Annotated in this window: 20 protein-coding genes; 12 read left to right on the top strand and 8 right to left on the bottom strand. The window is 45.6% G+C overall.

Annotated features, from left to right (window positions below; all coding sequences use genetic code 11):
• Nucleotides 1-249 precede the first annotated feature (249 nt).
• From AC13CK_RS15195 to AC13CK_RS15165, 7 genes are all read left to right on the top strand, one after another.
• Nucleotides 250-603, top strand: coding sequence for a DUF4124 domain-containing protein (locus AC13CK_RS15195; protein WP_005250747.1), 354 nt, complete (start codon nucleotides 250-252; stop codon nucleotides 601-603).
• Between the two features lie 123 nt (nucleotides 604-726).
• Nucleotides 727-3,348, top strand: a complete 2,622-nt coding sequence (leuS, locus tag AC13CK_RS15190) for a leucine--tRNA ligase (RefSeq protein WP_482831289.1) — start codon at nucleotides 727-729, stop codon at nucleotides 3,346-3,348.
• A gap of 207 nt (nucleotides 3,349-3,555) precedes the next feature.
• Entirely contained in the window at nucleotides 3,556-4,089 is a 534-nt protein-coding gene (locus tag AC13CK_RS15185) for an LPS-assembly lipoprotein LptE (protein WP_004733068.1), read from the top strand.
• 9 nt (nucleotides 4,090-4,098) lie between these two features.
• Nucleotides 4,099-5,085, top strand: a complete 987-nt coding sequence (gene holA, locus AC13CK_RS15180; RefSeq protein ID WP_004733070.1) for a DNA polymerase III subunit delta — start codon at nucleotides 4,099-4,101, stop codon at nucleotides 5,083-5,085.
• Between the two features lie 124 nt (nucleotides 5,086-5,209).
• The gene (locus AC13CK_RS15175; protein ID WP_482831288.1) at nucleotides 5,210-6,571 is read left to right on the top strand and encodes a MacA family efflux pump subunit; all 1,362 of its coding nucleotides are present in this window, start codon (nucleotides 5,210-5,212) and stop codon (nucleotides 6,569-6,571) included.
• Between the two features lie 2 nt (nucleotides 6,572-6,573).
• Nucleotides 6,574-8,550 (top strand): MacB family efflux pump subunit, encoded by a 1,977-nt coding sequence (locus tag AC13CK_RS15170; protein ID WP_482831287.1) that lies wholly within the window; start codon nucleotides 6,574-6,576, stop codon nucleotides 8,548-8,550.
• Between the two features lie 10 nt (nucleotides 8,551-8,560).
• Nucleotides 8,561-9,979 carry an efflux transporter outer membrane subunit gene (locus AC13CK_RS15165; RefSeq protein ID WP_482831286.1) on the top strand — a complete coding sequence of 473 codons (1,419 nt, stop codon included), beginning with the start codon at nucleotides 8,561-8,563 and terminating at the stop codon, nucleotides 9,977-9,979.
• Nucleotides 9,980-10,045: 66 nt separating this feature from the next.
• On the opposite strand, the gene AC13CK_RS15160 is transcribed toward AC13CK_RS15165, so the two are convergent.
• The gene (locus AC13CK_RS15160; protein ID WP_005261812.1) at nucleotides 10,046-11,878 is read right to left on the bottom strand and encodes a tetratricopeptide repeat protein; all 1,833 of its coding nucleotides are present in this window, start codon (nucleotides 11,876-11,878) and stop codon (nucleotides 10,046-10,048) included.
• Nucleotides 11,879-11,976: 98 nt separating this feature from the next.
• Nucleotides 11,977-12,747: a tRNA threonylcarbamoyladenosine dehydratase gene (locus AC13CK_RS15155; protein ID WP_005103214.1), complete on the bottom strand. Its 771-nt coding sequence runs from the start codon at nucleotides 12,745-12,747 to the stop codon at nucleotides 11,977-11,979.
• 182 nt (nucleotides 12,748-12,929) lie between these two features.
• Here AC13CK_RS15155 and AC13CK_RS15150 point away from each other — a divergent pair, with 182 nt between their 5' ends.
• Nucleotides 12,930-13,175, top strand: a complete 246-nt coding sequence (locus tag AC13CK_RS15150) for a hypothetical protein (protein WP_005107898.1) — start codon at nucleotides 12,930-12,932, stop codon at nucleotides 13,173-13,175.
• Between the two features lie 41 nt (nucleotides 13,176-13,216).
• On the opposite strand, the gene orn is transcribed toward AC13CK_RS15150, so the two are convergent.
• On the bottom strand, nucleotides 13,217-13,774 hold the full coding sequence (orn, locus tag AC13CK_RS15145) for an oligoribonuclease (protein WP_425879160.1): 558 nt from the start codon (nucleotides 13,772-13,774) through the stop codon (nucleotides 13,217-13,219).
• A 125-nt stretch (nucleotides 13,775-13,899) separates the two neighbouring features.
• On the opposite strand from orn, the gene rsgA reads away from it, so the two are divergent.
• The 4 genes from rsgA (at nucleotide 13,900) to secB (ending at nucleotide 16,232) form a co-directional block, all read left to right on the top strand.
• The gene (gene rsgA, locus AC13CK_RS15140) at nucleotides 13,900-14,958 is read left to right on the top strand and encodes a ribosome small subunit-dependent GTPase A (RefSeq protein ID WP_005103207.1); all 1,059 of its coding nucleotides are present in this window, start codon (nucleotides 13,900-13,902) and stop codon (nucleotides 14,956-14,958) included.
• Between the two features lie 93 nt (nucleotides 14,959-15,051).
• Nucleotides 15,052-15,459 carry a rhodanese-like domain-containing protein gene (locus tag AC13CK_RS15135; RefSeq protein ID WP_004278386.1) on the top strand — a complete coding sequence of 136 codons (408 nt, stop codon included), beginning with the start codon at nucleotides 15,052-15,054 and terminating at the stop codon, nucleotides 15,457-15,459.
• Nucleotides 15,460-15,480: 21 nt separating this feature from the next.
• Nucleotides 15,481-15,735, top strand: a complete 255-nt coding sequence (gene grxC / locus AC13CK_RS15130; protein WP_004278388.1) for a glutaredoxin 3 — start codon at nucleotides 15,481-15,483, stop codon at nucleotides 15,733-15,735.
• A gap of 38 nt (nucleotides 15,736-15,773) precedes the next feature.
• Complete coding sequence (gene secB / locus AC13CK_RS15125) at nucleotides 15,774-16,232, top strand: protein-export chaperone SecB (protein WP_004647439.1); 459 nt, start codon at nucleotides 15,774-15,776, stop codon at nucleotides 16,230-16,232.
• A gap of 175 nt (nucleotides 16,233-16,407) precedes the next feature.
• Here the strand turns inward: secB and AC13CK_RS15120 are convergent, their stop codons facing one another.
• From AC13CK_RS15120 to AC13CK_RS15100, 5 genes are all read right to left on the bottom strand, one after another.
• A complete protein-coding gene (locus AC13CK_RS15120; RefSeq protein WP_180181437.1) occupies nucleotides 16,408-17,214 on the bottom strand; it encodes an enoyl-ACP reductase FabI in 807 nt (268 codons plus the stop codon).
• A gap of 127 nt (nucleotides 17,215-17,341) precedes the next feature.
• Nucleotides 17,342-18,163, bottom strand: coding sequence for a TatD family hydrolase (locus AC13CK_RS15115; protein ID WP_138743099.1), 822 nt, complete (start codon nucleotides 18,161-18,163; stop codon nucleotides 17,342-17,344).
• Complete coding sequence (locus AC13CK_RS15110) at nucleotides 18,160-19,122, bottom strand: RsiV family protein (protein WP_425879156.1); 963 nt, start codon at nucleotides 19,120-19,122, stop codon at nucleotides 18,160-18,162. The genes AC13CK_RS15115 and AC13CK_RS15110 overlap by 4 nt, the downstream gene beginning before the upstream one ends.
• 44 nt (nucleotides 19,123-19,166) lie before the next feature.
• Nucleotides 19,167-19,991 carry a hypothetical protein gene (locus AC13CK_RS15105; protein ID WP_004647434.1) on the bottom strand — a complete coding sequence of 275 codons (825 nt, stop codon included), beginning with the start codon at nucleotides 19,989-19,991 and terminating at the stop codon, nucleotides 19,167-19,169.
• A 111-nt stretch (nucleotides 19,992-20,102) separates the two neighbouring features.
• Nucleotides 20,103-21,695 (bottom strand): peptide chain release factor 3, encoded by a 1,593-nt coding sequence (locus AC13CK_RS15100; protein WP_004647433.1) that lies wholly within the window; start codon nucleotides 21,693-21,695, stop codon nucleotides 20,103-20,105.
• Nucleotides 21,696-21,706: the final 11 nt, after the last annotated feature.

The raw sequence follows: 21,706 nt of genomic DNA, 5'->3' as shown, positions 1-21,706 counted from the left end.
AATAGTTTATTTTTATAAATTTTTAATATGTCTTATATAAAAAAAATGAATGAATTTTTATTAAATCAAAGTAAACTGCTTATTAATAAATTTTGAATATGAAAATTTGTTAATGATTATTTAAATTCAAGCTTGTACTGGTTTTTTTAATTAATAGTGAATAAAACAGATAAAAATCCATCATTTTTACTAAAAAATTATTACAATAATTGCAGTATATTACGCCTAGAAAGACGAGGCCCAAGAACAATGAAAATATCTTTTTTAACCGCCTTCAGTTTGAGTTGCGCAGTTGTTTTGAGCATCTGTAGCACCAGCGCTTCCGCGATCCAGTATCATAAATGGGTCGATGCGAAAGGTGTCACGCATTATACCAAGACGCCACCACCGAAATCTGCGAAAAAAGCCACCACAGTGGATACCTATGGCTGGAAAAATTCAGCACCAGCATCATCTAGAACGACTGAAACTGAAGTTCAAACCGAGAACACACCTCAAGAACAACAGCAACAAGCCCCTCAAGTTCCTGCGAATCAGGACCAGCAACAACGTGAAGCCAACGAAGCCTTGCAGCAATCTAAAAATCGTGCAGTTGCTTTATAAGACACCTCTATATAGAACAGCGTGTTTTTTCTTCGGGAAATGCCGGCGCAAAATTCACTTTTAGGTACATTTTGCGCTATGCTGTGCAACAGACTTTTTTCACCGTAATTCACTGATACGTTTATGACTACTCACATTGATTCCGAATATCAAGCCAGTGCGATTGAGCCTCAAGTCCAACAGGATTGGGAATCTCGCAAAGCCTTTAAAGTTGCCGACACTGTAGAAGGTCCACGTCGTTATATTCTCTCGATGTTCCCTTACCCAAGTGGCAAGCTACATATGGGTCATGTGCGTAACTATACGATTGGTGACGTGATCAGCCGTTTCCATCGCTTAAAAGGTGAAACTGTCCTGCAACCGATGGGTTGGGATGCTTTTGGTCTGCCTGCTGAAAATGCAGCGATTGCGCATCAAGTTGCTCCTGCAAAATGGACCTTTGAAAACATTGATTACATGCGTAATCAGTTGAAAAAGTTAGGTCTTGCAGTGGATTGGGATCGCGAATTCGCAACCTGCACACCAGAATACTACCGCTGGGAACAATGGTTATTCGTTCAGCTTTATAAAAAAGGTTTGATCTACCGTAAACTTTCTACAGTGAACTGGGATCCGGTCGATCAGACTGTTCTTGCCAACGAACAGGTTGAAAATGGTCGCGGCTGGCGTTCAGGTGCATTGGTAGAAAAACGTGATATTCCAATGTACTACTTCCGCATCACTGATTATGCGCAAGAGTTACTGGACGATTTAGACACGCTTAAAGACGGTTGGCCACAACAAGTATTGACCATGCAACGTAACTGGATTGGCCGCTCACAAGGGATGGAAATCACCTTCCCTTCAGCGAATCCAGAAGTTTATGCAGATGGTTTAACAGTCTTCACCACACGTGCCGACACGCTGATGGGCGTAACGTATGTTGCAGTTGCAGCAGAACACCCGATGGCGCTGAAAGCGGCTGAAACAAACCCAGAATTGGGTGCATTCATTGAAGAATGCCGTATGGGTTCTGTGGCAGAAGCGGATCTTGCGACTGCCGAGAAGAAAGGCATGGCAACCGGTCTTTCTGTAAAACACCCTGTCACAGGTGAAGAAGTTCCTGTTTGGATCGCGAACTATGTATTGATGTCTTACGGTTCAGGTGCGGTGATGGCAGTGCCTTCACATGATGAACGTGACTTCGAATTTGCCAATAAATATAGTTTGACCATCAAGCAAGTGATTGATGCCAAAGGCGCAGATGATGCTGAGTTCTCTGAGACAGAGTGGCAAGAATGGTATGGTTCTAAAGAAGGTAAACTGGTTAATTCAGGCGAATTTGACGGTCTAGATTTCCAGGGTGCATACGATGCATTCCTTGCCAAATTAGAACCAACAGGCCTGGCAAGTTCTAAGGTTCAATTCCGTTTACGTGACTGGGGTGTTTCCCGTCAGCGTTATTGGGGTTGTCCAATTCCAATGATTAACTGTCCATCATGTGGTCAAGTGCCAGTACCTGAAGAGCAGCTTCCTGTGGTTCTTCCGACTGACGTTGTTCCAGATGGTTCAGGTAACCCGTTGAACAAAATGCCTGAATTCTACGAAACGTCATGCCCAAGCTGTGGTGGCGATGCTCGTCGTGAAACAGATACGCTAGATACCTTCGTGGAATCATCTTGGTACTATGCACGTTATGCATCTCCAGACTTTACTGATGGCATGGTAAAACCTGAAGCGGGTCAAACTTGGTTACCTGTCAACCAATACATCGGTGGTGTTGAACACGCGATTCTGCATTTGCTTTATGCACGCTTCTTCCACAAATTGATGCGTGATGAAGGCGTGGTACAAGGCAATGAACCATTCACTAACTTGTTAACGCAAGGGATGGTGCTTGCAGATACCTTCTATCGTGAGGCTGAATCTGGCAAGAAAACCTGGTTTAACCCGGCAGATATCGAACTTGAAAAAGACGAAAAAGGCCGTGTGCTTTCTGCCAAATATAAAGAAGATGGCCAAGAAGTTGTGGTTGGCGGTCAGGAAAAAATGTCGAAATCGAAAAATAACGGTATCGACCCGCAATCGATTATTGACCAGTACGGCGCAGATACGGCACGCGTGTTCATGATGTTCGCAGCACCACCAGATCAATCACTGGAATGGTCTGATGCCGGTGTTGAGGGTGCAAACCGCTTCCTGAAACGTGTATGGCGTTTAGCAACAGGTTTCCTTGAAAAAGCGAATACTGCTGCCAGCATCGACAAAACTGCTCTTTCAACGGCCGCGCAAGACCTACGTCGTAAAACTCACGAAACCATCCAGAAAGTCGGTGATGACATCGAACGTCGTCATGCATTTAACACTGCCATTGCTGCATTGATGGAACTTCTAAACGCGAACAACAAATTTGAAGCCCAAGATGACAATGACGTGGCGGTTGCACGTGAATCGATTACCACGCTGTTAACTTTACTTGCACCATTTGCACCGCATTTAAGCCAGACTTTATTGGCCGAATTTGGCATTGAATTGAATTCAACTTTATTCCCTGCGGTAGATGAATCTGCGCTGACACGTAATACACAAACGATTGTGGTTCAAGTCAACGGTAAACTCCGTGGTAAGTTAGAAGTATCAGTCGATGCTTCTAAAGATGATATTTTGGCTCAAGCCAAAGCATTGCCTGAAGTTCAACAATTCTTGACTGGCCCAACCAAGAAAGAAATTGTGGTACCGAATAAATTAGTGAATTTGGTGGTTTAAGTCCTTACATTCCCTCTCCTTTCAGGAGAGGGTTAGGGAGAGGTAAATATATAAACCCTCATCCTAACCTTCTCCCAAAGGGAGAAGGAACTTTATGAAGGATTTCAAAATTCCCAAACAAAGCCCGTTGCCAGCCAACGGGCTTTGACTTTACAATCCAGTTCAGGATTTCAAATATTCCCTTTCGGGAAGCATAGAGGGCAACACATGCATTTGGGCAAACGTTTAGCAGCAATTGTTTTAACTTGTGGTCTGAGTGCAGGCTTAGTCGGCTGTGGTTTTCATCTGAAAGGAACCAATCCGAGCTCCGCACCTGTTGCTTACTCTGTCATGAGCCTGTCTTTACCGCCCAATACTGAAGAACTGCAAGAGAAACTGGCAGTTTACCTCGGTGCTGCAGGCGTACAGCTAAGTAATGCACCTAATGCTTATGTGTTACGTGTCCTGGATTACACCCCTCGTCGTCTGGAACTAAACGGTAAACTGGTTGAAACCTTATTACGTTTAAACGTGACTTTCCGGATTGAAGATGCACAAGGCAATCCGATCACTGAACCACGGACTGTCGTGGCAACACGTACGTATCAGTATGATATTGAAACCGTTAACACTGATGACCAAGAACAAAAATATCTGAATCAGGTCATTATTGATGATGTGGCGCAGCAGATCGCGCGTCAGATTTCATCGAACCGCTTACCCTTAGCCAAACAAAATACCTCAGCGCAACCTGCTCAATAAGACCTCTTTATGAAACTTGATTATCTGCAAGCCCTGAAACGTGTCGATGAAGCTCGCGGTGCTTGGGTCTTGCATGGTCAAGAGCCTTTGCTGGAACAGAATTTAATTGATGCCTTTCGGGCCAGCTGGCAAAAGCAGGACATTGAACGTCAACGCTATGACATTAGTTCGGTCGCCGACTGGAAAACCGTCTTTAATGCCTTGAACAGCTTGTCGCTGTTTTCAACCCAGTTGGCGATTGAAGTACATGGCAATATCAAACCGGATGCCAGCGCAATCAAGTTACTGAAAAACTATTTGCAGCATAATGAACAAAACCTGCTGTTGGTGGTGATGCCCAAACAGGATAGTAATAGCCTGAAATCCAGTTTCTTTCAGCTGATTGATGCCAATGGTGTGAATGTTTCGCTGGTGGCCAATTATCCAAAAGACCGGCAGCAGATTCTGGGTATTGAAGCTGAAAAACTCGGCATTCGTTTAGCCAATGATGCCTGGCAATGGCTGGAACAACATCATGAGCACAACCTGCTTGCAGCAAAGAACAGCCTGATGCGGGTTAGCGATACCTTTGCTGAAGTCGATATCATTCAGGTTGATCATTTATATGCATGTTTACAAGATCAGTCACGTTATAGCACCTATGATTTGAGCGATGCCCTGCTACAAGGTAATCTTTCCCAGTCGATCAAAATTTTTCAGTATCTAGTCGTTTCAGGTGAACCGATGAGCCTGATTTTATGGAGTCTCAGCAAGGAAATGCGTCTGTTGATGCAGCTGTTTGAACAACCGCAAAATGCCTTGCAAATCGGGATCTGGAAAACCAAAGTCGGGTTATATCAACAAGCCTTGCGCCGTCTCAGCCCACAGACTTTTCTGGCCTGGCCGGGGTTATTATTAAGAATTGATGCCTCAATTAAAGGACTCGGACATGAAAATCCGGAGCATTTGGTACTACAGGCGATTTCCAGTATCTGTGGCAAGCCCCTATTTCACTAAGTCTTTGTCAAAATTCGAAAAATAAAATAATAATCATTCCTATTAGTTTAAAAAAATACACGATTTATCCTAATTTCGCTTTTATAATCGTTCACAATTCTCTGATTTTGAACCGATATTGATCATGCCAAAAATAAAACCGACGAAATTGATTATGGCTGCCGTGATTGCCATTGCGCTCATCGCTGCGGGGTGGTACTTCCTCAAACCCAAAGAACAGCCTCCGCAATATATTACGGCTGAAGTCACCCAAGGCGATATCGAAAGCTCTGTACTGGCGACTGGTATTCTGGAAGCGACCAAGATGGTCAGCGTGGGGGCGCAGGTTTCGGGTCAGGTCAGAAAAATGTATGTAGAACTGGGCGATCAGGTCAAGCAAGGTCAGCTGATTGCGCGGATTGACTCCGTTCGTCAGGAAAATGATTTAAAAACCGCTGAAGCCAGCATTAAAAATCAGATGGCACAACTTGCAGTAAGACAGGCGAATTTGGCCAAAGTTGAAGCTGAATACAACCGTCAGAAAGCCATGTATGCACAGGATGCCACTTCTCGCTCAGAGCTGGAATCGGCATTTGCGAACTATAAAACGGCGCAAGCGGATATCACCGCTATCAATGCACAGATTGAACAGTCGCGTTTGACGCTGGCGACTGCCAAAGAAGATCTTGGCTATACCCAGATTGTAGCCCCGATGGATGGCACGATTGTGGCGATTGTGACTGAAGAAGGTCAAACCGTGAATGCCAACCAGAGTGCGCCGACCATTGTTAAACTGGCCAAACTCGACACCATGACCATTAAAGCTGAAATTTCTGAAGCGGATGTCATGAAAGTTGAAGAAGGTCAGACGGTTTATTTCACTACGTTAGGCAATAACGAGAAAAAGATTTACGCCAAACTACGTCAGGTTGAGCCTGCACCCAATTCAATTAATACCGATAGCAATACCTCAAGCTCATCGTCAAGTTCTGCGGTGTATTACAACGCATTGTTCGATGTACCGAATGAAGATGGAAAATTACGTATTGATATGACTGCACAAGTTTATATCGTACTGGATGAAGCCAAAAATGTGCTGACCATTCCTGCTGCGGCCATTCAAGGTTCAAACCGTCCGCCACGTGCCAATCGTGGTGAAGCGCGTGGTGAGGGTTCTCGCGGTGAAGGCAGTCCGGCATCACGTCCTGAAGCTGAATCGACTCAAGGCAATCGCCCTGCCGGTGAACGTCCAGCGCATCTAAACCTGTCTGAAGCAGAACTTGCATTGATTGAGCAAGGTAAAGCACAACGTGGCATGGTTCGTGTCTTGCAAGCCGATGGTACTGCGAAACCAACCCCTGTATTAATCGGCTTGAATAACCGTGCGACTGCGCAAGTGCTGAAAGGTTTAAAACGTGGTGATCAGGTGGTGATTGCCGATGGTTCTGACACCTCCAATGATGCAGCAAAACGCGGTGGCAATAGCCGTGGCCCAATGAGAATGTAAGCATGAATTCACAACAACAGCCTCTCCTCGAGGTGAAAAATCTGGTTCGTGAATTCCCTGCGGGTGAAAGCACGGTCCAGATTTTAAAAGGGGTGAATCTGGAGATTTATCCGGGTGAACTGGTAGCGATTGTCGGCCAGTCCGGTTCCGGTAAATCGACCCTGATGAACATTCTGGGTTGTCTGGACAAACCAACTACCGGTAGCTATAAGGTTAAAGGCCGTGAAACCCGCGAACTGGAAGCGGATGAACTGGCACAATTACGCCGTGAATATTTCGGCTTTATTTTCCAGCGTTATCATTTATTGGGTGATTTAAACGCAGCAGGCAATGTCGAAGTTCCTGCGATTTATGCCGGTGCAGATTCATCTGAACGGCATGAACGAGCAGTCAAGATTCTGACTGATCTGGGTCTGGGTGAAAAAACCCAGAACCGTCCGAGCCAGCTCTCTGGTGGTCAGCAGCAACGGGTTTCGATTGCCCGTGCGCTGATGAATGGCGGTGACGTGATTCTGGCCGATGAACCGACAGGTGCATTGGACAAGAACAGCGGTATTGAAGTGATGCGTATTTTGCGTGAACTGAATGCCAAAGGTCATACCATCATTCTGGTCACGCATGATCATAATGTAGCGAAAAATGCGACACGAATTATCGAGATTTCAGACGGTAATATCATTTCCGACCAGCCCAATGTTCCTGAAGTCGAAGAGCATCTGGAAAAACAGCCGCTGATCCGCAGTGAACAAAAGAAGATTTCTTCATGGCGTTCTGCAGTTGACCGTCTGGGTGAAGCCTTCCGTATGGCATTGCTGGCCATGAATGCGCATCGCATGCGGACTTTCCTGACCATGCTCGGAATCATTATCGGGATCGCTTCGGTGGTCTCGGTGGTGGCACTAGGCAATGGCTCACAAAAGCAGATTCTGGAAAATATCAGCAGTCTGGGTACCAATACCATTACCGTATTTCAGGGTCGAGGCTTTGGGGATAATTCCAGATCTTCACAGTCCAAAACCCTGATTCCGGCCGATGCCGATGCGCTGGCTGAACAGCCTTATGTCGATGGCGTTAGCCCATCGGTGAATAGCAGTGTCACCGGCCGTTATAAAGAAATTGAAGCATCAACTACGGTCAACGGCGTTAGTGAAGATTTCTTCTATGTACGTGGCATGACTTTCCAGTCCGGTCAGCCTTTTGACCGCAGTAGCGTCATGCAACAGGCGCAAGATGTCGTCATTGACACCAATACCAAAAATACCTTCTTTAAGGATGGCACCAATCCGGTGGGTCAGGTGATTTTACTCGGGAGCGTACCGAGCCGGATTATCGGGGTGATTGACGCGCAAAAAGGCATGATGGGCAATAATGACAGCCTGAATGTCTATCTGCCGTATTCCACCGTCATGAGCCGTATGCTGGGGCAATCCAATGTGCGTAGCATCATTGTGCGGATTAAGGATGAATACCCAAGTGCGGCGGCTGAAAATGCGATTTTGAATTTGCTGGTACAGCGACATGGCGCGCAGGATGTGTTTACCCAGAATGCCGACAGTATCCGTGAAACCATTCAGCAAACCACAGCCACCATGACCCTTTTGATTTCAGCGATTGCGGTAATTTCACTGGTGGTCGGCGGGATTGGGGTAATGAATATCATGCTGGTGTCAGTGACTGAACGTACCCAGGAAATCGGCGTGCGTATGGCGGTGGGTGCACGTCAAAGTGATATTTTGCAGCAATTCCTGATTGAAGCCGTTCTGGTCTGTATCTTGGGTGGTATTTTGGGTGTGCTGCTTTCCCTCGGGATTGGCCAATTAATTACCCACTTTGCCGGCGGTACTTTCCAGATGGCGTATTCAACCACTTCGATTGTAGCGGCCTTTGTCTGCTCAAGCCTGATCGGGATTGTGTTTGGCTTTATCCCGGCACGTAACGCTGCTCGTCTGAATCCAGTCGATGCGCTCTCTCGCGAATAAGGAATCTGATATGCAAATGAATTTAACCAAGCTTGCCAGTGCCCTGTTGCTGGGAAGCTCGCTGGTCGGTTGTGCCGCAGTGGTGAAAACCCCCTATGAACAGCCTGCGATCAATATGCCGGGTAGCTTTCAAAACAATAAGGTGCTTAGTCAGCAGATTCATGCCGATATTTTGGCAGATCAATGGTGGACCTTATTTAAAGATCCGCAATTAAATAATTTGGTGAATGAAGTATTGGCGCAGAATACCGACCTAGCAGTGGCTGGCATCAGTTTACAACAGGCCCGTATTCAAGCCAGACAAGCTCAAAGTCAGCAAGGCGTTCGCGTCGGTGATGCAAGAATTTCAACGGGCCATCGTTTTAGCCTAGATGGTGGCGGCGATTCTTCGACGGGTCTTTCACTGGGTTATCCGGACTTAAGCTATGAGCTGGACCTGTTTGGTAAACTGGCCAATCAGACTGAAGCGGCACGCTGGGAAGCACTGGCCTCTGAAGAAGACTTGCAGGCAACCGCACAAAGCCTGATTGGCACCACGGCACAACTCTATTGGCAACTGGCTTATCTGAATGAACGTTATAGCGTGGTACAGCAAAATCTGGCGACCGCGCAAAAAACCTATGATCTGGTGCGAGTGCAATATCGTGCCGGCGCAGTATCTGGTCTGGATTTAACCCAGGCGGAACAGGCGATTCAAAGCCAACAGGCAACCTTAAGCCAGATTGAACAACAACGTGTGGAAACACGTACCGGACTCGCGGTATTGCTGCATATGCCGGTACAACAGCTCGCGATTCAAGAGCCAAGTCGTTTACCGAATATTCAATTGCCGAGTATTCAGGCCGACTTACCGGCAAGTTTATTGTCACGTCGTCCTGACCTTCGAGCGACTGAACTGCGCTTGCGTAAGGCACTGGCCAATAAAGATGCCAACAAAGCCAGCTACTATCCATCCATTAGTTTGACCGGTAATCTGACCACCGGTATTGGCAGCAGTACATCCCTCTCGAATGCCCTAAAAAATCCGGTTGCAACTTTAGGTGCCGGTCTGACTTTGCCTTTCCTGCAATGGAATGACATGAAACGTGATCTGCAAGTCAATGAGCTGGAATATGAAAAAGCGATTATGCAATATCGCCAGACCATGTACGAAGCCTTTTCCGATGTGGAAAATGCCTTGTCGAATCGTACTGAGCTCACTAAGCAGGTGACTTTGCAGCAACGGAATGTAGAGTTGGCAGAAAGAACTGAACGCTTGACTGAAGTGCGTTATCGTAATGGTGCAGTGGCCTTGAAAAACCTGCTGGATGCGCAGGAAACCACGCGCAATGCACGGCTGTCCTTGGTGCAAACCCGACAGAACCAATACAATGCCTATGTGACTTTAATGCAGGCATTAGGTGGTAGTCCTATCCGTGAATTGCCTTAACAAAGCTTAATCCATAAAAAACCGCTGACAGACAGCGGTTTTTTAGTTCATATTATTTGGGTCAGTTTATTTCATTTGCAAATATGCATTCACATTTTTCAATAATTCAATCGATCGCTCATGTCCGAGCAAACTGCCTTTTTCCAGCCAGTCCCGTGCAATCCCGATATCACGCGCCACGCCAATGCCTTTGGTATATAAACGTCCAAGATGACTATAGGCATCTGCATTCACCTGCGCTGCCGCCTGCTGATAATACTGTACGGCTTGCTCAATATTACTCTCAACACCTTGACCTTGCTCATAGGATTCACCCAGAGCATTTAGCGCCACACCATTCTGCTGAGCGGCTGCTTTTTGCAGATAGCTCAAGCCTAAGGCAATATCCTGCGCAATCTGTTGCCCTTGAAGATACTTCAAGCCCAATTCTGCTTGTGCCTGGGCATGACCCAATTGCGCAGCCTGATGCAGATAGCGATTGGCCAGCTCTGCATTATTGATAAACACAGGATAAATGCCTGACAGAGCTTGGTACAGGAACCATGCCGCCTCTTTCGAACCTTTTGCAACCGCCTGATTCAGGTACTGGATAGCTTTGTCGCGTGTCGGTAAAGGGTATTCAACCAGACTATAAAACCGGCCAACGCTATAAATTAAATCCGCTTCAGATTGAGCTTCAATCTGCCAATACTGCTGTGCCGCGTTCTGAATCATTTGTGTGGCTTTGGCAATGTCTTTTACTGTACCGACACCATTTAAATAACACAGTGCCAGCCCCATCCGTGCAGACACATCGTCAGGACTAAGCTGATAGGCAGCCTGATATAACTCAAATGCTTTTTGCGGTTCGTTGGCCACCAGGTGCTGTTCAAAATACAGCGCAGCAATCATACATAAGGCAGGTGCATGCTGACTGTTGGCCGCTTCCGCCCAGTAACGAAATGCCATGGTTTCATTTTTATCAACATACCAGCCATGAAAATAGGCCAGCCCGATTAAGGTCTTAGCGTGTGCATCGGCGTGTTCTTTGGACTGCTGTAATAAATGCTGGAACACGCGCTGACGCTGGTCGGTATCGATACGGCCCTGTAGCACACCGGCATAATAATCATAGAGACCTTTCTGGTCACCGAGACTGATACAGCGTTTAATAAATTGCAGCGATTGCTTCAGGTCTTGAGGCAGAATCTGGCCACGCGCATAAGAGTTCGCAATCTGCTGATTGGCAGCCAAATGATCTTGTTGCGCCGCCAGAAACAGATAATGAATTCCTTGCACTAAATCCTGGGTCGCTGAATCTGTTAAATAATATTGAGCCAGCTGATACTGCGAATTGGCATGACCCTGCCCGGCATTTTGTATTAACAAGGCCAGACGCTGTGTCTCTGCAGCGGTCTCATTTTGATGGTCTTCGGTCGAAGAAAGTTCAGTGATGCGGTACTGGGCATCCAGATTGCCACGTGCTACCGCATGTCGGTACCAATACAAAGCTTTTTCCGGGTCAGCCTGTTGATACGCCTCCCCTTCATGAATCTGCCCCAAATGATAGGCTGCATCATCACTGCCCAGACGAAAGGCTTTTTCTAGATAACTAATCGCCTTTTCGGTATTCTGCTCATGTCCCAGACCTTGCAGATGCATCAGGCCCATGCCTACATAAGCTTGTGGAATTTCCTGTTGCTGGGCCAGCCCCTGATAAATCTGATAGGCACGTTCATAATTCGGATGTTCTGGATCTGAACTCAAACGTGCTGCATGTTTCAGTTGAGCATCAATCTGCTCAATCCATAAATCATGTTGTACAGCCTTCGCCTGATCACGTTTCACCGGATCGGGACGTTTCCACATCCAGATCGCTAACGCCCCTATCCCCAAAATCAGTACCAGCAAGAACCACATAGCTGCTCCAAAACATTATTTTTGTTCTGCGAATGAATCCTTTCATTCTAAACGCCAGTTTAAAAAAAGCACATAGATTGTGCTTTTTATTTTTTAAATCAGGCTTTTGCTCTTTTACTATCGAGCTTTTTCAAACCTTCTGCCACGGCAACCATGGCAAAGCTCGAAGTCACCACCACGGCAGAGCCATACCCCCCACAGCGCAAGCCGGCACTGGCGCAGACATCGGCACTGGAGAATGGATTATCAATTGAATAGACACAGGTAATGCCGAATTTTTCTTTGGGCTTTTTACAGATGCCTTTAGCACGTAACTGGGCACGCAATTTGGCCAGCATCGGGTCCTGTTCGGTTTTAGATAAATCTGCAACACGAATTTTCAGTGGATCCAGTTTGCCACCTGCCCCGCCCGATACAATTAAAGGAATCTTGTTAAAGCGACAATGTAGCATCAGGGCAAATTTGGCTTTGACATCATCGATGCAATCTAAAATCAGATCCGGTGTCGGAGCTAAAATTTCTTTGATATTCTCAGGCGTCAGATAATCATCAATTAGATTGATTTTAATCCGTGGATTAATTGCACGGCAACGCTCGGCCATAACTTCAATTTTTTCGTGACCTAATGTCGTACTCATGGCAGGCAATTGACGGTTAATATTAGACGCGGCCACCACATCCATATCGACCAAGGTCAGCTCGCCCACACCGCTACGTGCCAGTGCTTCTACCGCCCATGAACCGACACCACCGATACCAATCACCATCACATGACTTTTTTCATAATGGTTAAAGCTGTCTTCTCCATAAATTTTGGCAACACCAGCAAAACGGCGGTCATATTCATCATCTTGAAGCAGGTCAGTCATAGGTCATCTATAGCAATAAAAATACCGGATCATTTTAGCAAAATCCGCTTTTCTTTACCGCCACTAAATTTTTGATCGATTTAAATGACATTCAGATTGGATGAGAGCGACAACCGACTCGCGATTGATTAAAATATCAACAAATTAATTCTATGTCATTTGGCCAAAAGGAGTGGAATGTCATGCTATTTAACACCCTTTTGGGTTTGAACATTGTTTGTATCGGGCTTTATTTTTATGTTCTGATCAGCCAAAAGAACAAAAATTATTATCTCAGCATTCTCATTCGTTTAATGACTTTAGGATTATTTGGCTTAGTTATTTTCGATCGTTATGAAACACAGAATCATCTGATTGTGTTATTACTCTTGTGGGTAGGCTTTGAAAGCATGGAGCAGTTTTACACTAGAAAAAATCCAGTTCAGTAAAATAAAAAAAGAGGCTTTCGCCTCTTTTTCATCTATCGGAATTAATCTTTATTCATGATGAAAAAATATTCACGATAGTATTTCAATTCCGCAATCGAATCACGAATGTCATCCATCGCCAGATGCGAGGCATTTTTCTTGAGACCGCTCATGATTTCCGGGCGCCAGCGTTTGGCCAGTTCTTTCACTGAAGATACATCCAGATTACGGTAATGGAAATACTGCTCCAGTTCAGGCATCAGGCGGTGCAAGAAACGGCGATCCTGACAGATCGAGTTACCACACATCGGTGAAGATTTTGGATTGACCCATTTTTTCAGGAATTCAATAGTTTGCTGTTCGGCATCCTGAGCGGTCAGTTTACTGCGACGTACACGTTCAATCAGACCAGACTGGCCATGCTGGCGAGTGTTCCACTCATCCATGGCATTTAACAGACGTGTAGGCTGATGTACCGCAAGCACAGGACCTTCTGCCAAAATATTCAAATTGTCATCGGTTACAATTGTTGCAATTTCAATAATTTGATCATTGTCTGTGTCTAGACCTGTCATTTCAAGGTCAATCCAAATCAGGCGGGTATCAGCGGTGCTGCTCATAAATGTGCAATCTTATTGGGTTTAAAAACAACTATAGTAGCAAATTAATTACATCTTGGGTGTCATTCGGGGGCTGCTTCATGCTATTTTTGCCATCTGATTTACCCGGTTTTTTTAGGATATGAATGGCCTTAATACGTAAGCGTCGTCTGACAGAGCAACAACAGCGCCGCATTCAGAAACAACAGAAAACACGTCAAGAAGATCTCGATACCTCCAGTGATCTTGAAGGTTTAGTGGTGCAACATTATGGCCGCCAACTTGAAGTGCAAGCTTTGTCTCGCCCTGACATTCACCCTGAAAAACCTGTGGTCGCCGATGGTGAGCCTGAACCTTTCTGGAAAGAGATTGAACTGGACAGCGTCTGGCGCTGTCATACTCGAACCAATCTGGATTTATTGGTCACGGGTGACCGGGTCAAATGGCAAGCCGATCCGAATACCGGTTTAGGAATTATCACCGCGATTCATCCCCGAAAATCCTTATTGACACGCCCCGACCGCTATCACAAGGTTAAACCGGTAGCGGCCAACATTTCACTGATTGTGATCGTGTTTGCACCATTGCCTGAGCCAGCGCCGGGCCTGATCGACCGTTATCTGGTGGCCTGTGCCGATGCCGATATTCCTGCATTGCTGGTGATGAATAAAGCCGATTTGTTAAAAGAAAACGATCCGATTCTGACTCTGCTGCAAGAATATCAAGATCTCGGTTATGAAGTGATGCAGACCCAATCCGATGGCGACCTGACTGCACTGTCTAATCGTCTGGAAAATGAAACGGTGGCTTTCGTCGGTCAATCTGGTGTGGGTAAAAGCACGCTGATTAATGCGATCGTGCCGGATGCCGCACAGAAAACCAATATTATTTCGGAAAACTCGGCACTTGGTCAGCACACTACGACATCAACGCGCTTGATCGGTTTTGGTGAAGGTGCCGCCCTGATTGACTCTCCGGGAATTCGTGAATTTGGCCTGTGGCATCTGACTTTAGATAAGGTACAAAGCGGCTTTCCTGAAATTGAAAACCTGCTCGGCCATTGTCAGTTCCGTAACTGTACCCATAAGCATGAAAAACAATGTGCTTTGCGTCAGGCTGCTGCCGCAGGTGAAATTTTACCGCGCCGACTGGACAGCTATTTACGTTTAATCGACGAAATCACTGAAGCACAGCAAAAAAATTAATTTTCTTAACCCTTGGCCCTTGAAGCGGTGATTTTGATCACCATATTTATGAGCTATACTCTTGGCAATTTTAAAATTGTAATTAGGTGAATTGTGGAACGTTGGTTCGAGTTTATGGGGAATCACCCCTTCTTATTTGGAACACTCGCGGTATTAGTGGTTTTGTTCTTCATTATCGAAGGTCAACGTAACGGTCGCAAAATTTCTCCGCAATCGCTGGGAATTTTAGTCAAAGCAAAAAATGCCATGCTGATTGATTTACGTGATGCCAAAGACTTCCGTGAAGGTCATATCAGCGGCAGCCGTAATATTCCATATAGCCAGATTACAAAACATGTTGAAGAGCTGAAAGCATCTGATCGCCCTTTGGTGTTCATTTGTAACCTTGGACAGGTGGCTGGTACTGCATTACAGCAGGTTGGTCATGCCGATGCCTACCGTCTTGATGGCGGCGTCAGCAACTGGAAAGCTCAAGGTTTACCTTTGGTGAAAAGCAAATAATCCACGAACAGGAGATTGATCATGGCTGAAGTTACTATTTACTCGACGACAGTGTGTCCTTATTGCGTGCGTGCAAAACAGCTACTGGAACGTAAGGGTGTGGCATATAAAGAGATTAACTTGTCTCAAGAAGCGCCTGAAGTACGTCTTGAATTGATGCAGCGTACCAATCACCGTACCGTGCCACAAATTTTTATTAATGATCAGTTCATCGGTGGTTTTGACCAACTTTATGCTTTAGAGCGTGAAGGCAAACTTGATGAATTGCTGGCTTAACCTTACTAAAATTATCACTTCATATTAAGGATCAAAAAATGAGTGAAGAACAACAAGCTCAACCACAATTGGCATTAGAGCGTATTTACACCAAAGATATTTCTTTTGAAGTTCCTGGGGCGCAAGTTTTTACCAAGCAATGGCAACCTGAGTTAAACATCAATCTTTCTTCTTCTGCAGAAAAAATTGATGAAACTCATTTTGAAGTAGCTTTGAAAGTCGTGGTTCAAGCAACCAACGAAGGTGATACCGCGTTTATCGTTGATGTGACTCAAGCCGGTATTTTCCTGGTGGATGGCGTTGAAGAAGAGCGTCTTCCATATATCCTGGGTGCATACTGTCCGAACATCCTGTTCCCGTTCCTACGTGAAGCAGTGAATGATATGGTGACTAAAGGCAGCTTCCCACAGTTGCTACTTACACCAATCAACTTCGATGCTGAATTTGAAGCCAATATGCAACGTGCGCAAGCCGCTGCTGTGGATGGTCAAGCTTAATCGCTATCCTTCAAATCTAAAAAAGACCGCTTATGCGGTCTTTTTTATTGCCTTGAGTGGCCTCCCCCTTTATCAAAGGGGGAATGAGGGGGATTTTAATCATTTCCTCACTCAGAGGAAGAAGTCATTCCCCTCTCTCTAACTCTTTCCCTGAGGGAGAGAGGACTTATAGGATTTATTCCGCATCCGCCATCAAATCAGCGCTCATACCAACAGTATTAAAACCAGCATCAACATACAGGATTTCACCAGTAATCCCGTTAGCCCATGGCGAGCACAGGAACAATGCAGCATTACCGACATCTTCAATCGTCACATTACGTTTTAATGGAGCAACTTTCTCATTCAGGTCAAGCATTTTACGGAATGATTTAATACCTGAAGCTGCCAAGGTACGGATTGGACCCGCAGAGATCGCGTTCACACGAATACCTTCCTGACCCAAGCTAGACGCCAAATAACGTACGCCTGCTTCTAAAGAGGCTTTGGCCATACCCATCACGTTATAGTTTGGCATTACACGCTCAGAACCTTGATAGGTCAATGTCAGCAAACAGCCTTGACGGACTTGCAGCAAAGGTTTTGCCGCACGTGCCATTGCAATAAAGCTATAAGCACTGATGTCATGTGCAATATTAAAGCCTTCACGATCCGTGATCTCGGTGAAGTCACCATCTAGCGTATGTGCCGGTGCAAAACCGATAGAATGCACTACGCCGTCCAGACCATCCCAGTGTTTAGCCAGTTCAGCAAATGCATAGTCAATTTCAGCATCTACTGCCACATCACAAGGAAAAACCAGTTTCGAACCAAACTGTTCAGCAAAGTCATCTACCCGCTTTTTCAGCTTTTCATTTGGATAAGTAAAAGCCAATTCAGCACCTTCACGATGCAATGCTTGAGCAATACCAAAAGCAATCGATAATTTACTCGCAATGCCCGCGATCAAGAAGCGCTTACCCGCCAAAAGTCCTTGTGCCATGTGAATCTCACCTAAAAAAATGTATATGGCATGATGCCAAGTCTGGAGCATTTTAGAAATTGCATAATGCACCTTTTTTTCTATTTATGATGAACTGGGAATTTAAGACCGAGTTAAGAGCGTTAACTTAAATGGCCAGATGCAGGGCCTGATGAGTATTTTGCCAGAGCTGTTCAGCCAGTTCCTCTTTGTGCATATGTAGACTCTTTGCCAGTCCTTGCAGCACATAAGGTAAATTTGCAGGTGTATTTCGGGTACGTTGCTCGGTCGAGCTTTGACAACAGAGTGGTGTCATATCCGGACAGTCAGTTTCTACTACCAGATGTTCCGGTCCGACATACTGCACCACTTGATGCAGTTTTTTGGCATTTGGATTGGTGATTTGCCCGGTGATGCCCAGTTTGAATCCCAGTTTGATAAAGGCTTTGGCTTCCTCAACCCCACCACCAAAGGCATGCGCAATGCCGCCCTGTTTAAACTGCTGCTGTTTTAAAATCTGCAAAACCTCCGCATGGGATTTACGGATATGCAGCAAAACCGGCTTATCGAATTGCTGTGCCAGTTCAAGCTGTGCAGCAAAAAAATCTTTTTGTTTCTGGAAAATTTCAGCCTGTTTGTGCTGTTTAAAAAAGGTATCCAGTCCGATTTCACCAATGGCAATACAGTGCTCATTTTTAAGCAGCTGTTCCAGCTCCTGTAAATGATCAGTCTGATGCTGTTCAATATAAAATGGATGCAAGCCCGGTGCTAAATGACTTTGCGGTGCATTTTCCAGGTCATTGATAAAGTCGTGAGTTCCTAACAGATCAGCAAAACGGTTTTGCAAAAAACCAATTAAAACCAGATGCTCGACACCTGCCGCTTTGGCCGCATACGCCAACTGTTCCCGATCAGGATCAAAATCGGGAACATCAAAATGGGTATGCGTATCAAACAATTTTAAGGTCATTTGGCTTTTGCAACAGGTGCTGGCTGTGCCTCAGAGGCAGCTTTTTCAGTTTGAGGCAGATATTCGGGTTTTAGTACACCTTGTAGCTGCTCATAAGGAATCATTAAACGTGGCAAGCCAACCACATATGGCCCAATTTCATATTCGGCATATTGCAAGACCAGACCTTGTTGAGCCAGATAGAAATTATCGGTGAGTTTGAACTTCCAGGCCTGTTCATATTCGGCGACATCTTTGGCCAGCTTGGACTCTACCACCCAGGTTTTAAACGCATCATAAGCACGCGCTTCCAGTTGGGCTTTCTGTTTGACCGCAATAATGTCATCCAGCTTGATCAGCTTTTTCTGTTCCAGATCAAAATTATAATAAGTCTGTGCAGATGCCCCGTGTGCGCCTCCCAGATAATAACTGCTGTTCAAAACTACTGTCGCTAGAGGATCACCCGAATGCAGAATCTTGGGCTTAATCATCAGGCTAATACTATGACTGGCACTCAGGGCCTTGAGCTCTTTATCCAGATTCAAGAAAGTCTGCATATAAGGTTGAGTTTGCTGCTCAAGCTGCTGTTTTGGTGTCACCACTGTTGCTAAAGCAGCTTTGGGTTCAGAGGCGGCAACGTCTGCTTCGCTGGCAGCGCTCACTTTTGCCGGTTCAATCGCATCAAGAGACAGGATATTTTTCAACTGTTGCAGAATCTGCTGGTCGATCCATTCATCAATAAAGCTCTGATTACTGTTCAGACGTTCGATCGAAATTTCCGGACAGCTTTTGTCTTCACATTCTGGAATCGCCAGCTTGAGCTTTTCGGTATCGCCGCTGAGTTTAAGTGCTTCAGCTTCGGCTTGTAGCACCTCGGAAGCACTTGATTCTTCCGGCTCATTACTCTTCGGCTGACAGGCACTCAGCAAGATCGCTGATGCCAGGATGGATAGACAAAAGATATTCTTGTATTTTGGCATTCATTCACCTTTTTGGAACCTGTACGCTTGCAGGATCATGAGCTTTAAAACATATGCTGATAGATATCAGCTTTCAAGACCTGTTGTGTTTGTTGTTTTGTTAAATAAATATCCAGTTGTTTGGCGTCTTTGCTAATTTCATGGCTGCGAAAATGCAGACCAATACCTTCCTGATCAAAAAACCAGTCAGCTTGTCCCCAATACAGTTTTTTCGGCGCTTTCTGCTGCACTTGCTGATCATTTTCTTTGAGCCATGTCTCATAGGCTTGCTGAATAATCTGATCCATTAATAACTGTTGCTTAGGATCGATAATATCCAGTGGGGTCAGCATTTTCTGCTGGCGACGATCAGCCACAAAAAAATAATAGCGCTCATGCACGCTGACATTTTCCTGTTTGGTATCGACCCCAATCTGCATCAATACATATTGATTGCGTTGGTAAGGAATACGGGTATATAGCGATAACTCATAAGCCTTGTTCAGATTGAGCTGCGCCTGCCACGCATCCGATTTTTTTACATAGGCATTGATCGCCTGCTGTAAATTCATGTCCTGTTTCAAGCCGATTTGATCCTGAATCACTTTGGCCTGCTGCTTTTCAATCCATTGGTTCATCCATGGATCAACCGTATGCAAGGTCTGAATATCCAGATTGATACAGTTTTTATTTTCACAAAATGGCAAGGCAATTTTAGCCGGCTGCTCTTGAATATTCAGATAAGGCAAAACATCTGCGGTCTGCTGAGCTGCGGTCATTTTCTCATTTTGCGGAGTATTAACAGGCTCTTTTTCGCTTTGATCACAGCCACTCAGGACAAGACTTAAACCAATCACAGAACCGAGGACGACTTCCTTGCTGAGCTTCATTCTCTTTGCTATATCTATCGAGTTATTAATTGCTTAAATGTAGCATAAAATAAAACAGCTTCCGGAGAAGCTGTTTGATATTTTTAAACTTTAGCTGCGAAGCCTGAAATTTTAGTGTTCACGCGTATTGTGGAACACGATGTCCGGATAACGTTCTTGCATGAGCTGTAAATTCACCCGGCTTGGTGCAAGATAAGTCAAATGACCTCCACCATCGACAGACAACTGGTCATGGGCTTTTTTCTTGAATTCGTTGAATTTCTTCTCGTCATCACAAGATACCCAACGCACTGTGTTGATACTGACCGGTTCGTAAACACAATCAACCTTGTATTCTTCTTTCAGACGGTAAGCCACCACTTCAAACTGTAGCACACCCACCGCACCCACGATCAGGTCGTTGTTATTCTGCGGCATGAATACCTGGGTCGCGCCTTCTTCTGAAAGTTCTTTCAGACCTTTTTGCAACTGCTTGGATTTTAATGGATCCTTCAAGCGGACACGACGGAACATTTCCGGCGCAAAGTGCGGAATACCGGTAAACTGAAGTTTCTCACCCGAGGTAAATGTATCGCCAATCTGGATGGTGCCATGGTTATGCAGACCAATAATATCACCCGGCCAAGCTTCTTCCAGATGCTGACGATCACCGGCCAGGAAAGTTAAGGCATCGCTGATGCGCACATCTTTATCCAAACGTACATGCTTCATCTTCAAGCCTTTTTCATACTTGCCTGAACAGATCCGCATGAAGGCAATACGGTCACGGTGTTTCGGATCCATATTGGCCTGAATCTTGAAGACAAAACCGGTAAAGCCTTCTTCATCCGCTTCTACAACACGATCTTGGGTCGGATGGGCTTTAGGAGATGGTGCATATTGACTGAAGGCATCCAGAACATGGTCGACACCAAAGTTACCCAAGGCTGTACCGAACAACACAGGCGTTTGACGACCGGCCAGGAATTCTTCACGATCTAAAGGCTCATTGGCCATTTGTACCAGTTCCAGCGATTCTTCAAATGCCGCCCAAGCCAGTTCACCCACTTTCTCACGAAGATCAGGATAGTCATAACCATCTCGCACTTCGATCTCGGTAATGACTGAACCGAAACCGGCTTTATACACGTAGAATTTTTCTTCGATTAAATTGAATACACCGGCAAAATCACGGCCAGTACCGAGCGGCCAGGTGATCGGAACACATTTAATTTTCAGAACGTTTTCGATTTCATCCAGAAGCTCAAGCGGTTCACGGATTTCACGGTCCATTTTGTTGACGAATGAGATGATCGGGGTATCGCGCATACGACACACTTCCATCAATTTAATGGTTCGGTCTTCGACACCTTTTGCACCATCAATCACCATCAGCGCCGAGTCTACCGCGGTTAGGGTACGGTAGGTATCTTCCGAGAAGTCTTCATGTCCCGGGGTGTCCAGAAGATTGATCATCTTGTCTTTGAAAGGGAACTGCATCACTGAGGTTGTAATCGAGATACCACGCTCTTTTTCCATTTCCATCCAGTCCGATGTTGCGGCCCGGTCAGATTTACGGCTTTTTACCATCCCGGCCACCTGAATAGCCTGACCCCATAACAGCAATTTTTCTGTCATGGTGGTTTTACCGGCATCGGGGTGGGAAATAATAGCGAACGTACGTCGCTGGGCGACTTGTGCCGCCAGTTCTTGCTTAAAGCTCATGAAATACACCT

The sequence above is a fragment of the Acinetobacter sp. L-24 genome, from assembly GCF_056857555.1.
The sequence above is the reverse complement of the archived record's forward strand: the minus strand, read 5'-3'. Positions and strand labels throughout refer to the sequence as shown.